Raw genomic sequence first — 18,557 nt, 5'->3', positions numbered from 1 at the left:
CACCTACAAGATCACCTTCAACTTCAAGATCGGTCTGCACAACCATTCGGGCAACGTAGCCATGGCATACCGCTCAGCAGACGCCGTCTCCCTCACCTACAAGCTCCGCATCCGCAGGGACGCCACGCCGCTCCTACAACCGAACCGAAAGCCCTCAAGGTGTTGGCCACAACAGGCTCCCCCGTGACGGCAAGCGGTATTTCTGGGATGCCTGGGACCTCCATCTCCGTATCAATGGAACCGCCGTCTCCACCATCGGATCCGTGCAGAGCGACCGAGCCACCTGCTACAAGACCACGAGTTGCAAGTTCAAGAAGGGCCATATCTAAACCCCGCATGAACCTCACGAGAAGGAAATGGACATGGAGATCAGCCACGTCGAGATGATGGGCAAACTTCTTGGCGCCGATCCCCCCCGCGCCGTATGTGACTTCACCACCCTCCACGCCGATGGTGATGTCGGCGAAACCGGCTCACTTCAGTACGCCTCCCGCGACCGGTGGATCCTCGACCTCGACCACGCCGGACGCACACTCCACACCCCGGAACGGGAAGAATTCACCGGCCTAGGCGGCGAGCGCCACACTGCCGACCGTCCCACCACCCCCTCGTACACCTCGGCCGTCGCACTCCTGCTCCCTCGGTACGCAGCCATCTACGGACGGCGCGGTGACGACTGGAGCATCGACGAAACCGTGCCCATCCGCACTGGCGATGGCGGCTCGCTTCAGGTGGTCTTCCAGCACAGGGAAGACCCTCGATTTCGGTCCACGGCGCATGTTCACCCCACCCAGTACTGCATCACCGCATTCATCAACCCCGCGGAGACGCGGAAGCTCACCAACCTCCGCTTCGAACTCACCGAAGAGGAAGAGGAGCAGGCCAGGCGTTTGCTCGACGCTGCTTGACCGCTGTCCTGGCTGAGCATGCGCCAGAGAGGTACGGCTGGGGGATTACCGCGCATCCGCCCAGGTCGCCACCGGGGCGCGGGTTTCCGCGCCCCGGTCAGCCACGTGCCCCTTTTAAGTAACGGGAGAGAAACTGATCAAACCCGACCTGTCCGCTCCAACTTCAGCCACTTGTCGCACAATTGGCTGAATTGGCGTCCAAAATCCGGATCGGCGGGGTATGGTCGGCCGCAGCAACCCCACAACGTAAAAGTCGGCCCCTGGCAGGACGGCAATCCACGCCAAGGGCCTGACCATTCAGGAAGAAGCGAACTTCCCCATGGCTGATCCGCAGTCTAGCGTCGGCACGTCCGCGCACCCCGGCGTCCCGATCCCCGCCGACGCCCCCCGCTCCGGCGTCCTCCACGTACGCCACCGCCACACCGACCGCTTCACGGTCGTAGGCAATCACCTCGCCCAGCACCCGAGCCTCTCTGCGACCGCGATCGGATTCGCTGTTCACATCCAGTCGCTGCCCGACGGCGCGTCTGTCACGGTCAAGACGCTGACTCTGCGGTTCCCCGAGGGCGAGACGACCGTCCGTCGTGCCCTCAACGAGCTTGAGGAAGCTGGCTACTTGGAGCGCAGCCGTGTACCCCTCGGCGGCGGCCGGTTCGCCACCCGTGCGTTCTTCTACGACAGGCCCGGCGCTGCGCAGGCGGTCACGCCGCCGACCGCCCCGACGCCTCCAATTCCCCTAGAAACCACGGCAGTCATCGACCCCGCAGACGTACGACCAAAGCCGCAGCCCGCGCCCACCACCGGTCCCGCCCCCGATTTGCTCGCCCGCCTCCGCCTCGCCGACTCCCGCCTCCTCCTCTCCGCCAACGACGTCTACACCCTCACCCCGGCCGTCGAGACCTGGCTGAACCGCGGTGCCACCCCCGCCCAGATCACCCGCACCCTCACCGCGAACCTCCCACCCGAACCGGCCTCGATCCACCACCCGGCACGCTTCCTCGAACACCGGCTCACCACCCTCCTCCCACCTCCACTCCCAGCCGGACCCGCACCGACCGCACAGCCACCCCTCCAGAGCTGCGAAGGCTGCGAGCGCGCCATCCGTTCCCACGACTCCGCCGTCCGCTGTCGCGACTGCCGTCCAGCGGTACCCGCCTGATGAGCTGGGCCTGGCATAGGCTCGGCGGCATGCCGTACAAGCTCTCCGAGGTGTCCGTCGAAGGCTTCGCCTCGATCCGGTCGGGCGTGCTCACGCTCGGCGACGTGACCGTGCTGGTCGGGGCCAATGGCGCCGGGAAGAGCAATGTGGTCGGGCTGCTCGAACTGCTCGGGCGCATGGCCGACTCCGAGCTCGGTCTCGCGGTCGGGCTGCGGGGTGGGGCGCAGGCGATGCAGTACGCCGGGCCGCGGGCCGAAGAGGGGATCCGGCTACGGGTGAAGGCCGAGCCGTACCTCTATGAGGCCCACCTTGTGGCGGCGGCCAATGACTCGCTGATCTTTGCGACGGAGCAGTGGGGGCGGCCTCCGGAAGGCCGTGCCAGCGGCCACAAAGAGTCGGAACTTCACGGGCCGATGCGTGACGTGTTGGGCGGTTGCCGGGTCTTCCACTTCCAGGACACCAGCATCAACGCACCCGTCAAACAGCTCGGTTTCACCGCCGACAACGAGGCGCTGAGGCCGGACGCACGGAACCTGGCCGCGTTCCTGCTGCGGTTGCGGGAGAGCGAGCCCCAGACTTACCGGCGGATCGTGCGAGCCGTGCAGTCCGTGGCACCGTTCTTCCGGGACTTCTTGCTGGCCGAGGAGCCGGGCGGGAAGATCCGGCTGCGCTGGACGCAGCAGGGCGTGGATGCGATTTTCCCGGCGGAGGCGCTGTCGGACGGAACGCTCCGGTACATCTGTCTCTGTGTGCTGCTTCTACAGCCGGATCCGCCGTCGCTACTGACCTTGGACGAGCCGGAGTTGGGGCTTCATCCGCATGCGGTGGTACAGCTGGCGGACATGTTGCGGTCGGCATCCGTGCGGAGCCAGGTGGTGATCGCTACGCAGTCCGTGACGCTGGTCAACCAGTTCTCATTGGACGAGCTCGTGGTCGTGGAGCGGGAAGAGGGAGCTACTCGGCTGCAGCGTCCGGAGCGTGCGGAGCTGGAGGCGTGGATTGATGAGTACTCGCTCGGGGAGTTGTGGGAGAAGAACCTGCTGGGCGGGCGCCCCGCCCCCGAAATGCCGCTGCGAGGGCACACGGAATGATCACGGTGGGGGTCCTCTGCGAAGGGCAGACCGAAGAGAACATGGTCAGGGATTTCCTCGCACCCGAGCTGTTCGGGGCAGGGATCATCCTGGTTCCGACCATCCTGCTGACGGGGGCGCGTGCGGGAGGTCCGGCCGGACGGGGCGGCGTCAGCAAGTGGGCGAAGATCGAGAAAGATCTACGGCTGCGGCTCGCCACCACTCCGCACTGGGCGGCGGTCACCACGCTGCTTGACTATTACGGGCTTCCGCAGGACAGCCCCGGCATGGACGACCGTCCGGCCGGCTCGGCCAGGCAACGTGTGGAGCATGTCGAGCGGCGCATCGCGGAGCGGATCGAGCACCCCAGGTTTCTGCCGTACCTGGTGCTGCACGAGACCGAGACGTGGGTATTCGCCGCTGCCGAGCAGATGGGCGAGTGGGCTGAAGATGCAGCGCTGGCGGGTGAGTTGAAACGGCAGGCAGATGCGGCGGGCGGGCCGGAAGGCGTCAACGACGGCGCGGACACCGCTCCGTCCAAGCGACTGCTCCGGGCGTATCCCGCGTACAACAAGACGCAGGACGGGCCGGTCGCGGTCACAGACCTGGGGCTCGTTGAACTGCGCGCTGCCTGCCCGCACTTCGACTCCTGGATCGGCAGCCTGCTGGCGCTGACCGGGGTGTGAGCAGACGCGATGGGCCCCGCACCGGAGGTGATCCGGTGCGGGGCCCTTCGTCGTACAGGAGCGGGAAACGTCAGCGGACGTCGCCCATGAGCTCCTTGACCTTCTTGCGGTTCATCCACACCAGCACACCCGCGATGACCGCGACCGTCGCTTCGACAGCGACGATGCCGCTCTTGTTCAGGTTGAAGCTGAACGGGGGCAGCGACAGCATGCCGGTGACGCTGTCGCCTGCGGTGACGGCCAGGAACCAGACGCCCATCATCTGGGAGGCGTACTTGGCGGGGGCCATCTTCGTGGTGACCGACAGGCCGACCGGGGAGAGCGTGAGCTCACCGACGGTCTGGATGAAGTAGACCGCCACGAGCCACATCGCCGCGGCCTTCGTGCCGTCGGTGGCGATCGCCAGCGGGGCCAGGAAGACGAAGAACGAGGCGCCGACGAGGACCAGGCCGGAAGCGAACTTCACGACCGTGCTCGGCTCCTTGCCGCGGCGGTTGAGCGCCAGCCAGAAGGTGGCGAAGACCGGGGCCAGGGCCATGATCAGGACCGGGTTGACCGACTGGTACCAGGAGACCGGGAAGTTCCAGCCGAAGACCGAGTTGTCGGCCGAGGAGTCGGCGAAGATCGACATGGTCGATCCGCCCTGGTCGTAGATCATCCAGAAGACGGCGGCGGCGACGAAGAACCAGATGTAGCCGGACATCTTCTTCTGCTCGAGACCGGTGAGCTCCTTGTCGCGCTTGATGCGCGCCAGGACGAACACCGGAATGATCAGGCCTGCGAGGGTGATCGGGATCAGCACCCAGTTGAGGGTGTAGACGCCCGAGACGACCGTGATGAGGTAGAAGACGGCGGCGATCGCCATCCAGATCATGGCCTTGCGCAGCGTCGAGGCGCGCTCGGCGGCCGACAGCGGGGTCGGTACGACGCTGGACGTCGCGTTCAGGTGGCGCGAGCCGAGCAGGAACTGGCCGAGGCCCAGCGCCATGCCGAGAGCGGCGATCGCGAAGCCGATGTGCCAGTTGACGTTCTCACCGATGGTGCCGATGATCAGCGGCGCGGCGAAGGCACCCAGGTTGATGCCCATGTAGAAGACGGTGAAGCCACCGTCTCGGCGGGCGTCCTTCGGGCCGTCGTAGAGCTGGCCGACCATCGTGGAGATGTTGGCCTTCAGCAGACCGGAGCCGAGCGCCACCAGGCCGAGACCGACGAAGAACGTACCGGAGGACGGCAGCGCCAGCGTCAGGTGCCCGACCATGATCACGGCGCCTGCGATGGCGACCGTTTTGCGCGGGCCCCAGACGCGGTCCCCGAACCAGCCGCCGGGCATGGTCAGCAGGTACACGAGCGACACGTAGACCGAGTAGATCGCCGTCGCCGTGGCCGGGTTCATGTTGAGGCCGTCGGGCGCGATCAGGTACAGGGGGAGGAGCGCCCTCATGCCGTAGTAGGAGAAACGCTCCCACATCTCGGTCATGAAGAGCGTGGCCAGGCCGCGGGGGTGGCCGAAGAAGGTCTTCTCGAAGCCGGGAGTGCCGGCCGAGTTCTTCGTCAGGCTGGTCGCCATGGGTCGATCCTTGCTTGCTAGGGACGCGCTGCTGGGTAAGCGGGGGACGCGCCCTGTGGGGGGTGGCCGGCACCGGCATGTGTTCGTCCCCGCCTCACGCCCTGAGGGTTCAGCCGGAATGGGGTCCGTGCCGAGGGGGAAGACCACACCGGGATCCACGCTCCGCGCTCAACTTCGAACGCGGGGCCCGGCCGATAGGTCATTCACAGTGCATCAGAACGGCAAGCCGTTCTTGTACAGAAAAAGGGACTGTTGGCGAGTCATAGCCGCCGAAAGTCCCCTGAGTAGTGCTATAGGCGTCGGGACACCATAAAGGCAACGAAGCGGCATTTGGAAGCCATTGAGATGTGGATCACAGGCCTGCGTGGAACCGGCTACCCACATTCGAAGGCAGAAACCAGGATCTCATCCCAGACCCGCAGGCTCTGTCGATCACCTCCCGGCCCGGGGCCTGCGCGGACTACCATCACCCTCATGACCCGTGTACTGCTCGCCGAGGATGACGCATCCATCTCGGAGCCCCTGGCCCGCGCCCTGCGTCGGGAGGGTTACGAGGTCGAGGTGCGGGAGGACGGTCCCACCGCGCTCGACGCCGGCCTCCAGGGAGGCGTCGACCTGGTCGTCCTCGACCTGGGCCTTCCCGGCATGGACGGCCTGGAGGTGGCCCGCAGGCTGCGCTCCGAGGGCCACACCGTGCCCATCCTCGTGCTCACCGCCCGTGCCGACGAGGTCGACACGGTGGTCGGCCTGGATGCGGGCGCCGACGACTACGTCACCAAGCCCTTCCGCCTGGCCGAGCTCCTCGCCCGCGTCCGTGCCCTGCTGCGGCGCGGCTCCAGCGACCCGGTCCCCGCGCCCGCCACCCACGGGGTGCGGATCGACGTCGAGTCGCACCGCGCCTGGATGGGCGACGAGGAACTCCAGCTCACGGCAAAGGAGTTCGACCTCCTGCGCGTGCTCGTGCGCGACGCGGGCCGCGTCGTCACCCGCGATCAGCTGATGCGCGAGGTCTGGGACACCACCTGGTGGTCGTCGACGAAGACGCTCGACATGCACATCTCCTGGCTGCGCAAGAAGCTCGGCGACGACGCCGCCAATCCGCGGTACATCGCCACGGTCCGAGGCGTCGGTTTCCGCTTCGAGAAAAGCTGACGTACTCATAGGTCCATGCGCCGCCGACTGATCAACTCCACGCTCGCCGTCGTCCTCGTCGTCATCGCGGTCTTCGGCGTCTCGCTCGTCATCGTCGAGACACGCACCATCAGCAGCAGCGCCCAGGAGAGCGTGGACTCCGAGGCGCAGCGGCTGGCCTCCATCGTGGACAGCCGTCTGGTCGGCCACGAGAAGGTCTCCACGGAGATACTGCAGGGCCAGATCGACGTCACCACGCGGTACGCGGTCATCGAGATCCCCGGCCGCGACACCATCCGCCTCGGCACCAGACCCGAGGGCGGCGTCATCCGGGGCACCGCCAGCGGCGAGAGCGGCGAGAAGGTCAGCGTCGAGGAGTCCCGTTCCTCGGTGACGCGCGAGGTCGGCAAGACCCTGCTGATCATCGGCGCGGTCGCGCTGCTCGCCATCGTGGCGGCGACGCTCCTCGCCGTACGGCAGGCGAACAAGCTCGCCGCCCCGCTCACCGACCTCGCCGAGACCGCCGAGCGCCTCGGCTCGGGCGACCCGCGGCCGCGCCACAAGCGGTACGCGGTCCCCGAGCTGGACCGGGTCGCCGATGTCCTCGACTCCTCCGCGGAGCGCATCGCCCGCATGCTGACCGCCGAGCGGCGCCTGGCGGCCGATGCCTCGCACCAGCTCCGTACGCCCCTCACAGCCCTCTCCATGCGGCTGGAGGAGATCACCCTCACCGACGACCTCGACACGGTGAAGGAGGAGGCGACGATCGCGCTGACGCAGGTCGAGCGGCTCACCGACGTCGTGGAGCGCTTGCTCACCAATTCGCGCGATCCGCGTACGGGCTCCGCCGTCACCTTCGACCTCGACGAGGTCGTCAAGCAGCAGCTGGAGGAGTGGCGGCCCGCTTACCGGAGCTCGGGGCGGGCGATCGTACGGTCGGGGAAGACGAATCTGCGGGCCGTCGGCACCCCGGGCGCGGTCGCCCAGGTGATGGCCGCGCTGATCGAGAATTCGCTGATGCACGGGGGCGGGACGGTCGCCGTACGCACCCGGGTGACCGGCAACCAGGCCGTGATCGAGGTCACGGACGAGGGCCCCGGGGTGCCGCCCGATCTCGGCGCGCGGATCTTCGAGCGGACCATCAGCGGCCGGAACTCCACCGGCATCGGTCTCGCCGTGGCCCGCGATCTCGCGGAGGCGGACGGCGGCCGGCTGGAGATGCTGCAGCAGCAGCCGCCGGTCTTCGCGCTCTTCCTGAGCCGGGACGGCAAGGGCGTACGGCCGTTGCCGGAGCTCGATCCGGAGCCGGAGCCGGAGCCGACGATCAGGTAGTGCGGTTCACCGGCACCTGCTGGGCCTGGGCCTCAGGGCTCTCCAGAAAGGATTCCGCAGTCGCTACGGCCTCGCGCGCGGGCAGCGCCTTGAAGACCCAGGTGCGGTACGACCAGAAGCGGAAGACCGTGCCGATGCCGAGCCCGACGACGTTCTTCGCCATGTTGTCGGCGAGCGTCGAGGTGAAGCCGAAGCCGTAGTGCGAGAGGGCGAGGATGCCGTTCTCGATGACCAGGCCGATGCCGCTGAAGAGCAGGAAGAGCATCAGCTCGCGGCTGCGCTTGTTCTTGTCGGTGTGCCGGTACGTCCAGTAGCGGTTGCCGATGTAGTTCGTGGCGATGGCGACGACCGTCGCGATGACTCCGGAACGGACAACCGCCAGGTAAAAAGCGTGCACGCAGATGTTGAAAACGATCAGGTTGACCACAAAGCCGATCGCACCGACCGCCCCGAACTTGGCGATCTCGCGGGCGAGCAGGTCCAGCCGCGTCCGCAGCGCGCCGCGTTCGCTCATGGTGGGGGCCCCGTCCAGATAGGCAGATGAATGTGGTCAGCCCTTCCACTCTAACCAGCGGCTGGGTGAGGGCATCGGCCACACGGCGGATACCCTGGAGTACGTGACGTTCCCCGTAGTCGGCATGGTCGGTGGCGGTCAGCTCGCCCGTATGACCCACGAGGCGGGCATCCCCCTCGGCATCAGATTCAAGCTCCTCAGCGACACCCCCCAGGACTCGGCGGCCCAGGTGGTGAGCGAAGTCGTCGTCGGCGACTATCGCGACCTGGCCACGCTGCGCGCCTTCGCGCGCGGGTGCGACGTGATCACTTTTGATCACGAGCACGTACCCACCGAGCACCTGCGGGCCCTGGAAGCGGACGGCATCGTCGTCCGCCCGGGGCCCGACGCGCTGGTGCACGCCCACGACAAGGGGGTGATGCGCGCGAAGCTCAGCGCGATCGGCGCGCCCTGCCCCCGCCACCGGATCGTGAGCGATCCGGCGGACGTGGCGGTCTTCGCGGAGGAGGTGGGCGGCTTCCCGGTGATCCTCAAGACGGTCACGGGCGGCTACGACGGCAAGGGCGTGTGGTTCGTCCGCACCGCCGCCGACGCCGAGGACCCCTTCCGGGCGGGCGTGCCCGTCCTCGCGGAGGAGAAGGTGGACTTCGTACGGGAGCTGGCGGCCAATGTCGTCCGCTCGCCGCACGGCCAGGCGGTCGCGTACCCCGTGGTCGAGTCCCAGCAGGTCGACGGCGTCTGCGACACGGTCATCGCCCCGGCGCCCGACCTCGACGAACAGCTCTCCGGCGAGGCCCAGCAGCTGGCGCTGCGCATCGCGGACGAGCTCGGAGTCGTCGGCCACCTCGCGGTGGAGCTCTTCGAGACCCGTGACGGCCGCATTCTCGTCAACGAGCTGGCCATGCGCCCGCACAACTCCGGCCACTGGACGCAGGACGGCGCGATCACCTCGCAGTTCGCGAACCACGTCCGCGCCGTCCTGGACCTTCCGCTGGGCGACCCGCGCCCGAGGGCCACCTGGACGGTCATGTGCAACGTGCTGGGCGGCGACTACCCCGACATGTACCAGGCGTATCTCCACTGCATGGCCCGCGATCCACAGCTCAAGATCCACATGTACGGAAAGGACGTGAAGCCGGGCCGCAAGGTCGGCCACGTCAACACCTACGGCGACGACCTGGACGACGTGCTGGAGCGCGCGCGCCACGCAGCCGGCTATCTGCGAGGAACGATCACAGAATGAGCACCCCCGTCATCGGCATCGTCATGGGCTCGGACTCCGACTGGCCCGTGATGGAGGCCGCGGCCAAGGCCCTGGACGAGTTCGAGATCCCGTACGAGGTCGACGTCGTCTCCGCACACCGGATGCCGCGCGAAATGATCGCGTACGGCGAGGAGGCCGCAGGCCGCGGCCTCAAGGCGATCATTGCCGGCGCCGGGGGAGCGGCCCACCTCCCCGGCATGCTGGCCTCCGTCACCCCGCTGCCGGTGATCGGCGTCCCCGTCCCGCTGAAGTACCTCGACGGCATGGACTCCCTCCTCTCCATCGTGCAGATGCCGGCCGGTGTCCCGGTCGCGACGGTCTCGGTCGGCGGCGCGCGCAACGCGGGTCTGCTCGCCGCGCGGATTCTCGCCGTCCAGGACCCCGAACTCACGGTGAAGATGGGGGAGTTCCTGCAGGAGCTGAACGACCAGGCGACGGAGAAGGGCAAGCGGCTGCGCGCGAAGGTCCAGGGCGCGGACTCCTTCGGATTCGGAAAGTAGGCGGCCCGCGATGACCCTGCCCCTGACCCCGCACCTCACCGAAGCCCTCGACCTGCTCGCCGAGCACCCGGTCGTCGACGGCCACAACGACCTCCCGTGGGCACTGCGCAAGCTGGTCCGCTACGACCTCGACCAGCTCGACATCGCCCGCGACCAGCAGGGCGCGCTGCACACCGACATCCACCGCCTGCGCAAGGGCGGGGTCGGGGCGCAGTTCTGGTCGGTGTACGTACAGACCGACCTGGCCGGCGACGAGGCGGTCAGCGCGACGCTCGAACAGATCGACTGTGTCGAGCAGTTGCTCACCCGCTACCCGAGCGACCTGGTCCGCGCCTGGACGGCCGACGACATGGAGGCGGCGCGCGCCCAGGGCCGTATCGCCTCCCTCATGGGCGCCGAGGGCGGCCACTCGATCAACAACTCCCTCGCCACGCTCCGGGCCTTCCACGCGCTCGGCGTCCGCTACATGACGCTGACCCACAACGACAACACCGCGTGGGCGGACTCGGCGACCGACGTGGCGAAGGCGGGAGGCCTGACGGCCTTCGGCCACGAGGTCGTACGCGAGATGAACCGCACCGGCATGCTGGTCGACCTCTCGCACGTGGCGGCGACGACGATGCGCGACGCGATCGCCACGTCGGTGGCGCCGGTCATCTTCTCGCACTCCTCGTCGCGTGCGATCTGCGACCATCCGCGCAACATCCCGGACGACGTCCTGGCGCTGCTCGCCGCCAACGGCGGTACGGCGATGGCCACGTTCGTGCCGAAGTTCGTGCTGCCCGAGGCGGTCGCCTGGACGAACCGCGCGGACGAGAACATGCGCGCGCACGGCCTGCACCACCTCGACACGACGCCTGCCGCGATGAAGATCCACGCGGAGTTCGAGGCGGCGAACCCGCGCCCGATGGCGACGGTCTCCACGATCGCCGACCACCTCGACCACATGCGTGAGGTCGCGGGCGTCGACCACATCGGTATCGGCGGCGACTACGACGGAACCGCCTTCACCCCGGCGGGACTTGAGGATGTCGCGGGCTACCCGAACCTGATCGCGGAGCTCATCGGCCGCGGCTGGTCCAAGGCCGACCTGGCCAAGCTCACCTGGCAGAACGCGGTCCGCACCCTGCGTGCCGCCGAGGACGTGGCCCGCGAACTCCAGTCGCAGCGCGGCCCGTCGAACGCGACGCTGGACCAACTGGACGGCTGAGCACGGCAGTCGGCGGGGGGTACGGAACCAGGTTCCGTACCCCCCGCCGCCGTTTCAGCAGGCGCAGAGACAGAAGGGGTGCCCGGCAGGATCCGCGAACACCCGCCAGGTCCGCCCCGCCTCTCCCTTGTCCAGCAGCTTCGCGCCGAGAGCCAGCACCGCCGCCTCCGACGCGTCCAGGTCCTCGACCGTCAGGTCGAGATGGAACTGCTGCGAGGCGTCGACGGAAGGCCACTTCGGCGGTACGTGGCCGGGCGCCTCCTGGAAGGCCAGCGGCGTCCCCTCGTGCCCGGTGAGGGTGACCCAGCCCTCGTCCTCCTCCTTGAACGTCCCGCCGAGTACTTCCGCGTAGAAGGCGGCGAGCGCGTGCGGATCGGGGCAGTCCAGTGCGACGGTGCCGAGCTTGGCCAGAGCCATGGTGTCCTCCTGAGTACCTGCGAGGCGTTACCGATGGACCCCGTCCATGCAGTAACCGTTACTGCATACTCCCGCATAAGAGGTAACGTCGCAATATGAATGACAGAGCTCCCGCGCCCGGCGGTCTCGCCCTCGTCGAGCAGCTGGTGAACACGCTCAGCCTCGACACCGGCGACGACCGCCTCGCCGCGGAGTTCTCCCTGACCGGCACCGCACTCGCCGAGGCGACGGAGCTGCGCGAAGCCCTGCGCGCCGCCTGCCGTGCGCACGCGGGCCACGACGTACGGGACGCCGGAGCGGCGCTGACACGCCTCTTGTCGGCGGCCCCGCTGCTCCTGGAGATCGACGCCGAGGGTGCGGCGACCCTGGCTCCCGCCGACCCGGCCGCACTCTCGTCCCGTATCGCGGCAGCCGTCGCGACGGCGGCGGCGGACGGCAGCTGGCCCCGCCTCAAGGCCTGCGAGGCCGAGGACTGCCACTGGGCGTACTACGACCGCAGCCCGGCGGGCCGCAGTCGCTGGTGCACGATGTCGGTCTGCGGCAGCCGCGCCAAGATGCGCGCCTACCGAGCCCGCAGATCAAGCGTGACCGGCAACTCAAGCGCGACCGGCAACTCAAGCCCGTCCGGCGACTGAGGACAACGCGGCCGAAGGCCGGTCGCGTGCCCGCCCCACCACCCGCACCCGAACTACGCGCGCGGCCGCCCCATGGCCCGAAACGTCCAGCCCGCTTCCCGCCACGCCACAGCGTCCAGCGCATTGCGCCCGTCCAGGATGATCCGCTCGTCCGCCACCTCGCCCAGCGCCGCCGCGTCCAGTTCCCTGAACTCCCGCCACTCCGTCAGGTGCAGCACGACATCCGCGCCCCGCACCGCGTCGAGCGCGCTCTCCGCGTACCCGAGCGTCGGGAAGAGGCGCCTGGCGTTCTCCATGCCCTTCGGGTCGTACACGGTCACCTGACCGCCCTGAAGGTGGATCTGCCCGGCCACATTGAGCGCGGGCGAGTCCCGTACGTCGTCCGAGTCCGGCTTGAAGGTGGCGCCCAGCACGGCGACCCGCTTGCCCAGGAAGGACCCGCCGCCCACGGCCTCCCGCGCCAGCTCGACCATGTGCCCGCGCCGCCGCATGTTGACCGAGTCGACCTCGCGCAGGAACGTCAGCGCCTGGTCGGCCCCGAGCTCGCCGGCCCGCGCCATGAAGGCCCGGATGTCCTTGGGCAGGCAGCCGCCCCCGAAGCCGATGCCGGCCCGCAGGAACTTGGGGCCGATGCGGTCGTCGTACCCGAGGGCCTCCGCCAGCTTCACGACGTCGCCGTCGGCGGCCTCGCACACCTCGGCCATCGCGTTGATGAAGGAGATCTTCGTCGCCAGGAAGGAGTTGGCGGCGGTCTTCACGAGCTCGGCGGTCGGGAAATCGGTCACGACGAAGGGCGAGCCCTCGCCGACCGGCCCGGCGTACACCTCACGCAGCAGCTTCTCGGCCCGCTCGCTCTCCACGCCGACCACGATCCGGTCGGGATGCAGCGTGTCCTCGACGGCGAACCCTTCCCGCAGGAACTCCGGATTCCAGGCGAGCTCGACGCCCTCGCCGAGCGTCTCGGCCAGCCGCGCCGCGGATCCCACCGGCACGGTGGACTTCCCGACGACGAGCGAGCCGGCCTTCACGTGCGGCACCAGCGAAGCGAAGGCGGAGTCCACGTAGCTCATGTCGCACGCGTACTCCCCGTGCTTCTGCGGCGTGTTCACGCAGACGAAGTGCACATCGCCGAAGGCGCCGACCTCTTCCCACGAGGTGGTGAACCGCAGCCGCCCGCTCGATCCCTCGATCCCGGCGACATGCCGCTGCAGGATCTCGTCGAGCCCCGGTTCGTACATGGGCACGCGCCCCTGCGAGAGAAGCTCGATCTTCTCGGGGACGACATCGAGGCCGAGGACCTCGAATCCCAGCTCGGCCATGGCCGCGGCGTGCGTCGCGCCGAGGTATCCGGTGCCGATCACGGTGATCTTGAGGGCCATGCGGTGCTCCTGGGACGTACGGACACGAGTGCGGGCCCGAGCATATCCGGGCGCCCCGCAGGCAAGGATTCCCCCTGTATCGAAGCTCACGTACCCCTGCGCATGGCGCCCGCACTAAAATGAAGTTACTAAACGGTAGTTAACATCCCTGGGGAGTGAGCAGTCTTGGCCGGTTCGCCCGATTTCGACCTGTACCGTCCGGCCGAGGAGCACGACATGCTCCGCGACGTGATCCGCTCCCTCGCGGAGGCGAAGATCGGCCCGTACGCGGCAGCCGTCGACGAGGAGGCCCGCTTCCCGCAGGAGGCCCTCGACGCCCTGACCGCCAACGACCTGCACGCGGTGCACGTCCCCGAGGAGTACGGCGGCGCGGGCGCCGACGCGCTCGCCACGGTCATCGTGATCGAGGAGGTGGCCCGCGTCTGCGCGTCCTCCTCCCTCATCCCCGCCGTGAACAAGCTCGGCTCGCTGCCGGTGATCCTCTCCGGCTCCGAGGAGCTGAAGAAGAAGTACATGACGCCGCTCGCCAAGGGCGAGGGCATGTTCTCGTACTGCCTCTCCGAGCCCGACGCGGGTTCGGACGCGGCCGGCATGAAGACGCGCGCGGTCCGCGACGGCGACTTCTGGGTCCTCAACGGCGTGAAGCGCTGGATCACCAACGCGGGCGAGTCCGAGTACTACACGGTCATGGCGGTCACCGACCCGACGAAGCGCTCGAAGGGCATCTCGGCCTTCGTCGTCGAGAAGTCCGACGAGGGCGTCTCCTTCGGCGCCCCGGAGAAGAAGCTCGGCATCAAGGGCTCCCCGACGCGCGAGGTCTACCTCGACAACGTCCGCATCCCCCTCGACCGCATGATCGGCGACGAGGGCACCGGCTTCGCCACGGCGATGAAGACCCTGGACCACACCCGCATCACCATCGCGGCCCAGGCGCTCGGCATCGCGCAGGGTGCTCTCGACTACGCCAAGGGCTACGTCCAGGAGCGCAAGCAGTTCGGCAAGCCGATCGGCGACTTCCAGGGCATCCAGTTCATGCTCGCGGACATGGCCATGAAGATCGAGGCCGCTCGCCAGCTCACGTACGCGGCAGCCGCCAAGTCGCAGCGCGGCGACAGCGACCTGACCTTCGCGGGCGCGGCGGCCAAGTGCTTCGCCTCGGACGTGGCGATGGAGGTCACCACGGACGCGGTCCAGCTGCTCGGCGGGTACGGCTACACGCGTGACTACCCGGTGGAGCGCATGATGCGCGACGCGAAGATCACGCAGATCTACGAGGGCACGAACCAGGTCCAGCGGATCGTCATGGCGCGCAACCTGCCGTAGCGCCTCAGCGGGCCACCGTGCCGGGCGGGGCTGCTGTCAGCGGGAGTTCCGCCGCTGACGGCAGCCCTTCCCAGTCGCCCTCCGCCGCCACCGACCAGGCCGCCACCCGTGCCGCCTGGACGAGGCGGTCGTACGACTGTGCCTTGTCGAGCAGCGCCGCCAGATAGCCCGCGACGAAGGAGTCCCCGGCGCCCACCGGGTCGATCTCCGGCACCGGAACGGCGGGCACCGTGTGCACCGTCCCCGAGAGGCCGACCGAGACCGCGCCCTCGGCGCCGAGCGTGACGACCGCGGTCTGTGGGCCCAATTTCCTTATCGCCAGGGCGAGTTCGGCCGGGGTCAGGCTGCCCGGTGCGACCTCCAGGAGCAGCTCCGCCTCGTCCGCGCTCGCGAACAGCACCGACATGGCCGGCAGCAGCGGGTAGGCGAAGGCGCGCGCCTCGGCCGAAGTCCACAGCCGTGCGCGGTGGTTGAGGTCGTACGAGACCGCCGTGCCCGCCGTGCGCGCCCGCGCGACCGCCGCCCGTACCGTGTCCGCCGCCGTCGCGGACAGGGCCGGGGTGATGCCCGTGACGTGCAGCAGGTCCGCCGACTCGATGGTGCCGGAGGGCAGGTCGGCGGGGGCCAGGCGTGAACCCGCCGAGCCGGACCGGTAGTAGTGCACCCGGCGCAGGGACGCCGTACGGCGCTCCTTGAGCAGCAGGCCGGTCGGGGCCTGCGCATCCACCGTCGCGTGGACGTCCACCGACTCGCCGCGCAGGGTCGACGTCACGAGAGCGCCCAGCTCGTCGTCCCCCACCCGCCCGATCCACGCCGCCCGGTGCCCCAGCCGCCGTACGCCGATCGCGACCGTCGACTCCGAACCCGCGACCGCGAGCCCCATCGTCGTCGCGTGCCGCAGCGGTCCGATGCGGTGCGGGGCGAGCGCCGCCATCGTCTCGCCCAGGGTCACCAGGGAGCCGGATCCGGTGCCGCTCATCGGCCGCACTCCTTCACGAACGCCCGTGCCCGCTCGGCGAGTTCGGCCTGCGAGCCGCCCTCCAGGGCGTCCCCGACCAGCGGCGATCCGACTCCGACCGCCAACGCTCCGGCCTCCAGATACGGGCGTACGTCGGCGAGCGCCACACCCCCCGTCGGCACCAGCGGGATCTGCGGGAGCGGGCCGCGCCACGCCTTGACGGCCGCGGGGCCCAGCGGCTCGGCGGGGAAGAGCTTCACCGCGCTCGCCCCGGCCTGCCAGGCCGTGTGCCCCTCCGAGGGGGTGAAGCAGCCGGGCAGCGAGCCCAGTTTCGCGCTCCGGGCCGCCATGACCAGGGTGTGGTCGCAGATCGGGCTGACGATGAACTGGCCGCCCGCGTCCTTCACCCGGCGGACCTGCGCCTGCTCGGTGACCGTGCCGACGCCCAGCAGCACCTCGTCGGGGAGCTCGCCCCGCAGCCGGGTGACGGCATCCAGCGACCCCGGCGTCGGCAGCGTGACCTCGATGCACCGCACACCGGCGTCGGCGAGGTTACGTACGGTCTCGACGAGCGGGGCGTCAGGGCGGGAGCCGCGGAGGATGGCGACCAGGCCGTACGCCTTCAGGGCCTGGCGCAGGGCTATGTCTCCGGGTGTGGGGGCGGGGGTGGTGGTGCTCATGTTCCGTTCCTGGGCTGGGAGTTGACCTCGGGCAGTACGGCGAGTGCGCCGCCGTCGACGGGCAGGCAGACCCCGTTGACGTAGGAAGAGGCGGGGGAGGCGAGGAAGGCGACGGCCTCGGCGATCTCCTCGGGGCGGCACAGCCGGCCCAGCGGATACGCGGAGAGGATGCGGTCCCGGTCGTCGGGGTCCTGCCAGCGGTGGGCGTTGCGGTCGACGGCGACGAAGCCCGGTTCCACGACATTGGTCCGTACGCCCAGCGGACCCCACTCGACGGCAGCCGCCCTGGCCAGGGCGGCGAGCCCGGCCTTCGCGACGGCGTACGGGGCCATGCCGGGGGCGGCGCCGTGCGCGTGCACGGACCCGATGAGCACGAGGGACGCGGGCTGCCCCGGGGGCAGCCGCCGCACCAGTTCGGCCGAGGCCTGCCATGCCGATACGAGGCTGGTGTCCAGGACGGTGTGCCACTGCGCGGCGGTCAGCTCGGCCAGCGGCGCCCGCGCCTCCCCGAGCAGTGCGTGCACGAGGACGGAGGGCGGCTCGGGGCAGGCGTCGAAGGCGCGGGCGAGCAGCGCGGCGTCCGTGGCATCGCCGTCGAACGCGGCCACGCAGCCGGGGAGTTGATGCACCGAGGCATTGCGGTCCACGGCGACGACGTCGAGCCCGTCGGCGGCGAGGCGGGCCACGCAGGCGCGTCCGACACCGCCGGCCGCACCCAGCACGAGGGCGCTGCTCATGGCTGCCTCTCCTCCTCGTCCAGCGGCGTCAGCCCGATCCCGGCTTCCGCGGACAGGGTGTAGGTGCCCGCGGCGATCGGTTCGGCGGGGGCGACCGCCGACGCACGCCACGCTATCTCCCCGAACATCGTCTCCAGCGGGGGGCTCCCGTCCGGCAGCAGGGCGCTGACGTGCGCGCTTGCCGCCGTGGCGACGGGGCCGCTCGGGTTGTGCAGCGACACCGCGACGCCGTGCTCGCGCGCCAGCGCCGCGAGCCTGAGCACCTGCAGCGGGCCGCCCGCGTGCTTGATGTCGGGCATCAGCACGTCCAGTGCGCCGGAGCGCAGCGCGGGCAGCACCTCGGCCGCCGTCGCCGCGAACTCCCCGCCCGCGATCGGGGCGCCGACCGCGTCCCGTACCCGGCGCAGCCCCGCCGCGTCGCCGAGGGGTGCGGCGTCCTCCAGCCAGCCGAGCCGGAGAGAGGTGAAGACGGAGGCGTGCGCGACTATCTCCTCCGGGGAGAGCAAGTGGTGGGCGTCCAGGAGGAGTTCGCGTCCTTCGCCGATCGTCTCGCGCACCGCGAGCGCGATCTCCAGGCCGCGCTCGACCCGCCCAGGTCCCGAAAGCCCGTCGAACGGGGCGCACTTGACCGTACGGAAACCCGCCGCGAGCGCCCGCGCGGCGACAGCCGCCGCCGCTTCGGGGGTGCGGGCGGTCATCGCCCGGTTGATGTTGGCGTACAGCGGGAGCGCCCGGCGCCGTACGGGAAGACGGACCCGCTCCCCGAGCCATCCGGCCAGCTCCATCCCCGCCTGCCGTGCCGCCGCGTCGGCCGCCGCCGTCGCGAGCCCGCCCGCTGCGGTGCGCCGCGCGAAGGTGTCCGGCGTGCCGGAGGCCTCCAGGGCGGCCACCGCCCGGTCCGGGGAGAGTCCCGCGAGCGGTGCCGAGAGTTCGGCGAGGAGCGGCCCGGCTTCGTCGGCCGGGATGTCGGACAACTCGCCCCAGCCGGAGCCCAGTCGGGCCAGGAGCCAGGTGGTGCGGGGGGTGACGGGGATCGTGCGCAGGCTCGTACAGCCGGATGCGGGTGGTGCGGTCACGTGCTCGGGGC

Annotated in this window: 19 protein-coding genes; 11 read left to right on the top strand and 8 right to left on the bottom strand. The window is 69.7% G+C overall.

The window, feature by feature from the left end; all coding sequences use genetic code 11:
• The first annotated feature begins 362 nt into the window (after positions 1–362).
• The 4 genes from AB0H78_RS24620 to AB0H78_RS24605 all read left to right on the top strand — a co-directional run bounded on the left by AB0H78_RS24620 (position 363) and on the right by AB0H78_RS24605 (position 3,823).
• Positions 363–908 (top strand): hypothetical protein, encoded by a 546-nt coding sequence (locus AB0H78_RS24620; protein ID WP_363236716.1) that lies wholly within the window; start codon positions 363–365, stop codon positions 906–908.
• A gap of 319 nt (positions 909–1,227) precedes the next feature.
• Positions 1,228–2,067, top strand: coding sequence for a helix-turn-helix domain-containing protein (locus tag AB0H78_RS24615; protein ID WP_363236715.1), 840 nt, complete (start codon positions 1,228–1,230; stop codon positions 2,065–2,067).
• 29 nt (positions 2,068–2,096) lie between these two features.
• The gene (locus tag AB0H78_RS24610) at positions 2,097–3,158 is read left to right on the top strand and encodes an AAA family ATPase (protein ID WP_363236714.1); all 1,062 of its coding nucleotides are present in this window, start codon (positions 2,097–2,099) and stop codon (positions 3,156–3,158) included.
• Positions 3,155–3,823 (top strand): DUF4276 family protein, encoded by a 669-nt coding sequence (locus tag AB0H78_RS24605; protein WP_363236713.1) that lies wholly within the window; start codon positions 3,155–3,157, stop codon positions 3,821–3,823. Before AB0H78_RS24610 ends, AB0H78_RS24605 begins: the two co-directional genes overlap by 4 nt.
• Before the next feature lie 70 nt (positions 3,824–3,893).
• On the opposite strand, the gene AB0H78_RS24600 is transcribed toward AB0H78_RS24605, so the two are convergent.
• Positions 3,894–5,390 carry an oligopeptide:H+ symporter gene (locus AB0H78_RS24600; RefSeq protein WP_363236712.1) on the bottom strand — a complete coding sequence of 499 codons (1,497 nt, stop codon included), beginning with the start codon at positions 5,388–5,390 and terminating at the stop codon, positions 3,894–3,896.
• A 474-nt stretch (positions 5,391–5,864) separates the two neighbouring features.
• On the opposite strand from AB0H78_RS24600, the gene AB0H78_RS24595 reads away from it, so the two are divergent.
• Together AB0H78_RS24595 and AB0H78_RS24590 are read left to right on the top strand one after the other, a co-directional pair.
• The gene (locus AB0H78_RS24595) at positions 5,865–6,542 is read left to right on the top strand and encodes a response regulator transcription factor (protein WP_363236711.1); all 678 of its coding nucleotides are present in this window, start codon (positions 5,865–5,867) and stop codon (positions 6,540–6,542) included.
• Positions 6,543–6,557: 15 nt separating this feature from the next.
• Complete coding sequence (locus tag AB0H78_RS24590; protein WP_363236710.1) at positions 6,558–7,853, top strand: ATP-binding protein; 1,296 nt, start codon at positions 6,558–6,560, stop codon at positions 7,851–7,853.
• Here AB0H78_RS24590 and AB0H78_RS24585 read toward each other — a convergent pair.
• Positions 7,846–8,367, bottom strand: a complete 522-nt coding sequence (locus AB0H78_RS24585; protein ID WP_363236709.1) for a GtrA family protein — start codon at positions 8,365–8,367, stop codon at positions 7,846–7,848. The two genes, AB0H78_RS24590 and AB0H78_RS24585, sit on opposite strands and share 8 nt — an antisense overlap.
• 103 nt (positions 8,368–8,470) lie before the next feature.
• On the opposite strand from AB0H78_RS24585, the gene AB0H78_RS24580 reads away from it, so the two are divergent.
• The 3 genes from AB0H78_RS24580 to AB0H78_RS24570 are packed head-to-tail and all read left to right on the top strand — an operon-like array spanning position 8,471 to position 11,341.
• Positions 8,471–9,610 (top strand): 5-(carboxyamino)imidazole ribonucleotide synthase, encoded by a 1,140-nt coding sequence (locus AB0H78_RS24580; protein ID WP_363236708.1) that lies wholly within the window; start codon positions 8,471–8,473, stop codon positions 9,608–9,610.
• Complete coding sequence (purE, locus tag AB0H78_RS24575; protein ID WP_363236707.1) at positions 9,607–10,131, top strand: 5-(carboxyamino)imidazole ribonucleotide mutase; 525 nt, start codon at positions 9,607–9,609, stop codon at positions 10,129–10,131. The genes AB0H78_RS24580 and purE overlap by 4 nt, the downstream gene beginning before the upstream one ends.
• 10 nt (positions 10,132–10,141) lie before the next feature.
• Entirely contained in the window at positions 10,142–11,341 is a 1,200-nt protein-coding gene (locus AB0H78_RS24570; protein WP_363236706.1) for a dipeptidase, read from the top strand.
• Positions 11,342–11,395: 54 nt separating this feature from the next.
• Here AB0H78_RS24570 and AB0H78_RS24565 read toward each other — a convergent pair whose 3' ends face one another.
• Positions 11,396–11,758 (bottom strand): VOC family protein, encoded by a 363-nt coding sequence (locus tag AB0H78_RS24565; protein ID WP_363236705.1) that lies wholly within the window; start codon positions 11,756–11,758, stop codon positions 11,396–11,398.
• A gap of 95 nt (positions 11,759–11,853) precedes the next feature.
• Here AB0H78_RS24565 and AB0H78_RS24560 point away from each other — a divergent pair, with 95 nt between their 5' ends.
• A complete protein-coding gene (locus tag AB0H78_RS24560; RefSeq protein ID WP_363236704.1) occupies positions 11,854–12,393 on the top strand; it encodes a CGNR zinc finger domain-containing protein in 540 nt (179 codons plus the stop codon).
• A gap of 53 nt (positions 12,394–12,446) precedes the next feature.
• Here AB0H78_RS24560 and AB0H78_RS24555 read toward each other — a convergent pair whose 3' ends face one another.
• Positions 12,447–13,772 (bottom strand): UDP-glucose/GDP-mannose dehydrogenase family protein, encoded by a 1,326-nt coding sequence (locus tag AB0H78_RS24555; protein ID WP_363236703.1) that lies wholly within the window; start codon positions 13,770–13,772, stop codon positions 12,447–12,449.
• 165 nt (positions 13,773–13,937) lie between these two features.
• On the opposite strand from AB0H78_RS24555, the gene AB0H78_RS24550 reads away from it, so the two are divergent.
• A complete protein-coding gene (locus AB0H78_RS24550; RefSeq protein WP_363236702.1) occupies positions 13,938–15,095 on the top strand; it encodes an acyl-CoA dehydrogenase in 1,158 nt (385 codons plus the stop codon).
• Between the two features lie 4 nt (positions 15,096–15,099).
• Here AB0H78_RS24550 and AB0H78_RS24545 read toward each other — a convergent pair whose 3' ends face one another.
• From AB0H78_RS24545 to AB0H78_RS24530, 4 genes are read right to left on the bottom strand one after another with little or no spacing between them, the layout of a single operon-like run.
• Positions 15,100–16,074, bottom strand: a complete 975-nt coding sequence (locus AB0H78_RS24545; protein WP_363236701.1) for a sugar kinase — start codon at positions 16,072–16,074, stop codon at positions 15,100–15,102.
• On the bottom strand, positions 16,071–16,733 hold the full coding sequence (locus tag AB0H78_RS24540) for a bifunctional 4-hydroxy-2-oxoglutarate aldolase/2-dehydro-3-deoxy-phosphogluconate aldolase (RefSeq protein WP_363236700.1): 663 nt from the start codon (positions 16,731–16,733) through the stop codon (positions 16,071–16,073). The genes AB0H78_RS24545 and AB0H78_RS24540 overlap by 4 nt, the downstream gene beginning before the upstream one ends.
• The gene (locus AB0H78_RS24535) at positions 16,730–17,470 is read right to left on the bottom strand and encodes an SDR family oxidoreductase (protein WP_363236699.1); all 741 of its coding nucleotides are present in this window, start codon (positions 17,468–17,470) and stop codon (positions 16,730–16,732) included. Before AB0H78_RS24535 ends, AB0H78_RS24540 begins: the two co-directional genes overlap by 4 nt.
• Positions 17,467–18,546 carry an enolase C-terminal domain-like protein gene (locus tag AB0H78_RS24530; protein WP_363236698.1) on the bottom strand — a complete coding sequence of 360 codons (1,080 nt, stop codon included), beginning with the start codon at positions 18,544–18,546 and terminating at the stop codon, positions 17,467–17,469. The genes AB0H78_RS24535 and AB0H78_RS24530 overlap by 4 nt, the downstream gene beginning before the upstream one ends.
• Positions 18,547–18,557 lie beyond the last annotated feature (11 nt).

This window comes from Streptomyces sp. NPDC050738 (genome assembly GCF_040654175.1).
In the GTDB taxonomy this organism is placed as follows: domain Bacteria; phylum Actinomycetota; class Actinomycetes; order Streptomycetales; family Streptomycetaceae; genus Streptomyces.
The sequence above is the reverse complement of the archived record's forward strand: the minus strand, read 5'-3'. Positions and strand labels throughout refer to the sequence as shown.

Bases quoted from the DNA above. Each gene is read 5' to 3' on its own strand.
- AB0H78_RS24545 (WP_363236701.1), bottom strand. From the start codon at position 16,074: ATGAGCGGCACCGGATCCGGCTCCCTGGTGACCCTGGGCGAGACGATG.
- purE (WP_363236707.1), top strand. From the start codon at position 9,607: ATGAGCACCCCCGTCATCGGCATCGTCATGGGCTCGGACTCCGACTGG.
- AB0H78_RS24555 (WP_363236703.1), bottom strand. From the start codon at position 13,772: ATGGCCCTCAAGATCACCGTGATCGGCACCGGATACCTCGGCGCGACG.
- AB0H78_RS24600 (WP_363236712.1), bottom strand. From the start codon at position 5,390: ATGGCGACCAGCCTGACGAAGAACTCGGCCGGCACTCCCGGCTTCGAG.
- AB0H78_RS24565 (WP_363236705.1), bottom strand. From the start codon at position 11,758: ATGGCTCTGGCCAAGCTCGGCACCGTCGCACTGGACTGCCCCGATCCG.
- AB0H78_RS24535 (WP_363236699.1), bottom strand. From the start codon at position 17,470: ATGAGCAGCGCCCTCGTGCTGGGTGCGGCCGGCGGTGTCGGACGCGCC.
- AB0H78_RS24610 (WP_363236714.1), top strand. From the start codon at position 2,097: ATGCCGTACAAGCTCTCCGAGGTGTCCGTCGAAGGCTTCGCCTCGATC.
- AB0H78_RS24540 (WP_363236700.1), bottom strand. From the start codon at position 16,733: ATGAGCACCACCACCCCCGCCCCCACACCCGGAGACATAGCCCTGCGC.
- AB0H78_RS24620 (WP_363236716.1), top strand. From the start codon at position 363: ATGGAGATCAGCCACGTCGAGATGATGGGCAAACTTCTTGGCGCCGAT.
- AB0H78_RS24570 (WP_363236706.1), top strand. From the start codon at position 10,142: ATGACCCTGCCCCTGACCCCGCACCTCACCGAAGCCCTCGACCTGCTC.
- AB0H78_RS24590 (WP_363236710.1), top strand. From the start codon at position 6,558: ATGCGCCGCCGACTGATCAACTCCACGCTCGCCGTCGTCCTCGTCGTC.
- AB0H78_RS24605 (WP_363236713.1), top strand. From the start codon at position 3,155: ATGATCACGGTGGGGGTCCTCTGCGAAGGGCAGACCGAAGAGAACATG.
- AB0H78_RS24615 (WP_363236715.1), top strand. From the start codon at position 1,228: ATGGCTGATCCGCAGTCTAGCGTCGGCACGTCCGCGCACCCCGGCGTC.
- AB0H78_RS24585 (WP_363236709.1), bottom strand. From the start codon at position 8,367: ATGAGCGAACGCGGCGCGCTGCGGACGCGGCTGGACCTGCTCGCCCGC.
- AB0H78_RS24595 (WP_363236711.1), top strand. From the start codon at position 5,865: ATGACCCGTGTACTGCTCGCCGAGGATGACGCATCCATCTCGGAGCCC.
- AB0H78_RS24560 (WP_363236704.1), top strand. From the start codon at position 11,854: ATGAATGACAGAGCTCCCGCGCCCGGCGGTCTCGCCCTCGTCGAGCAG.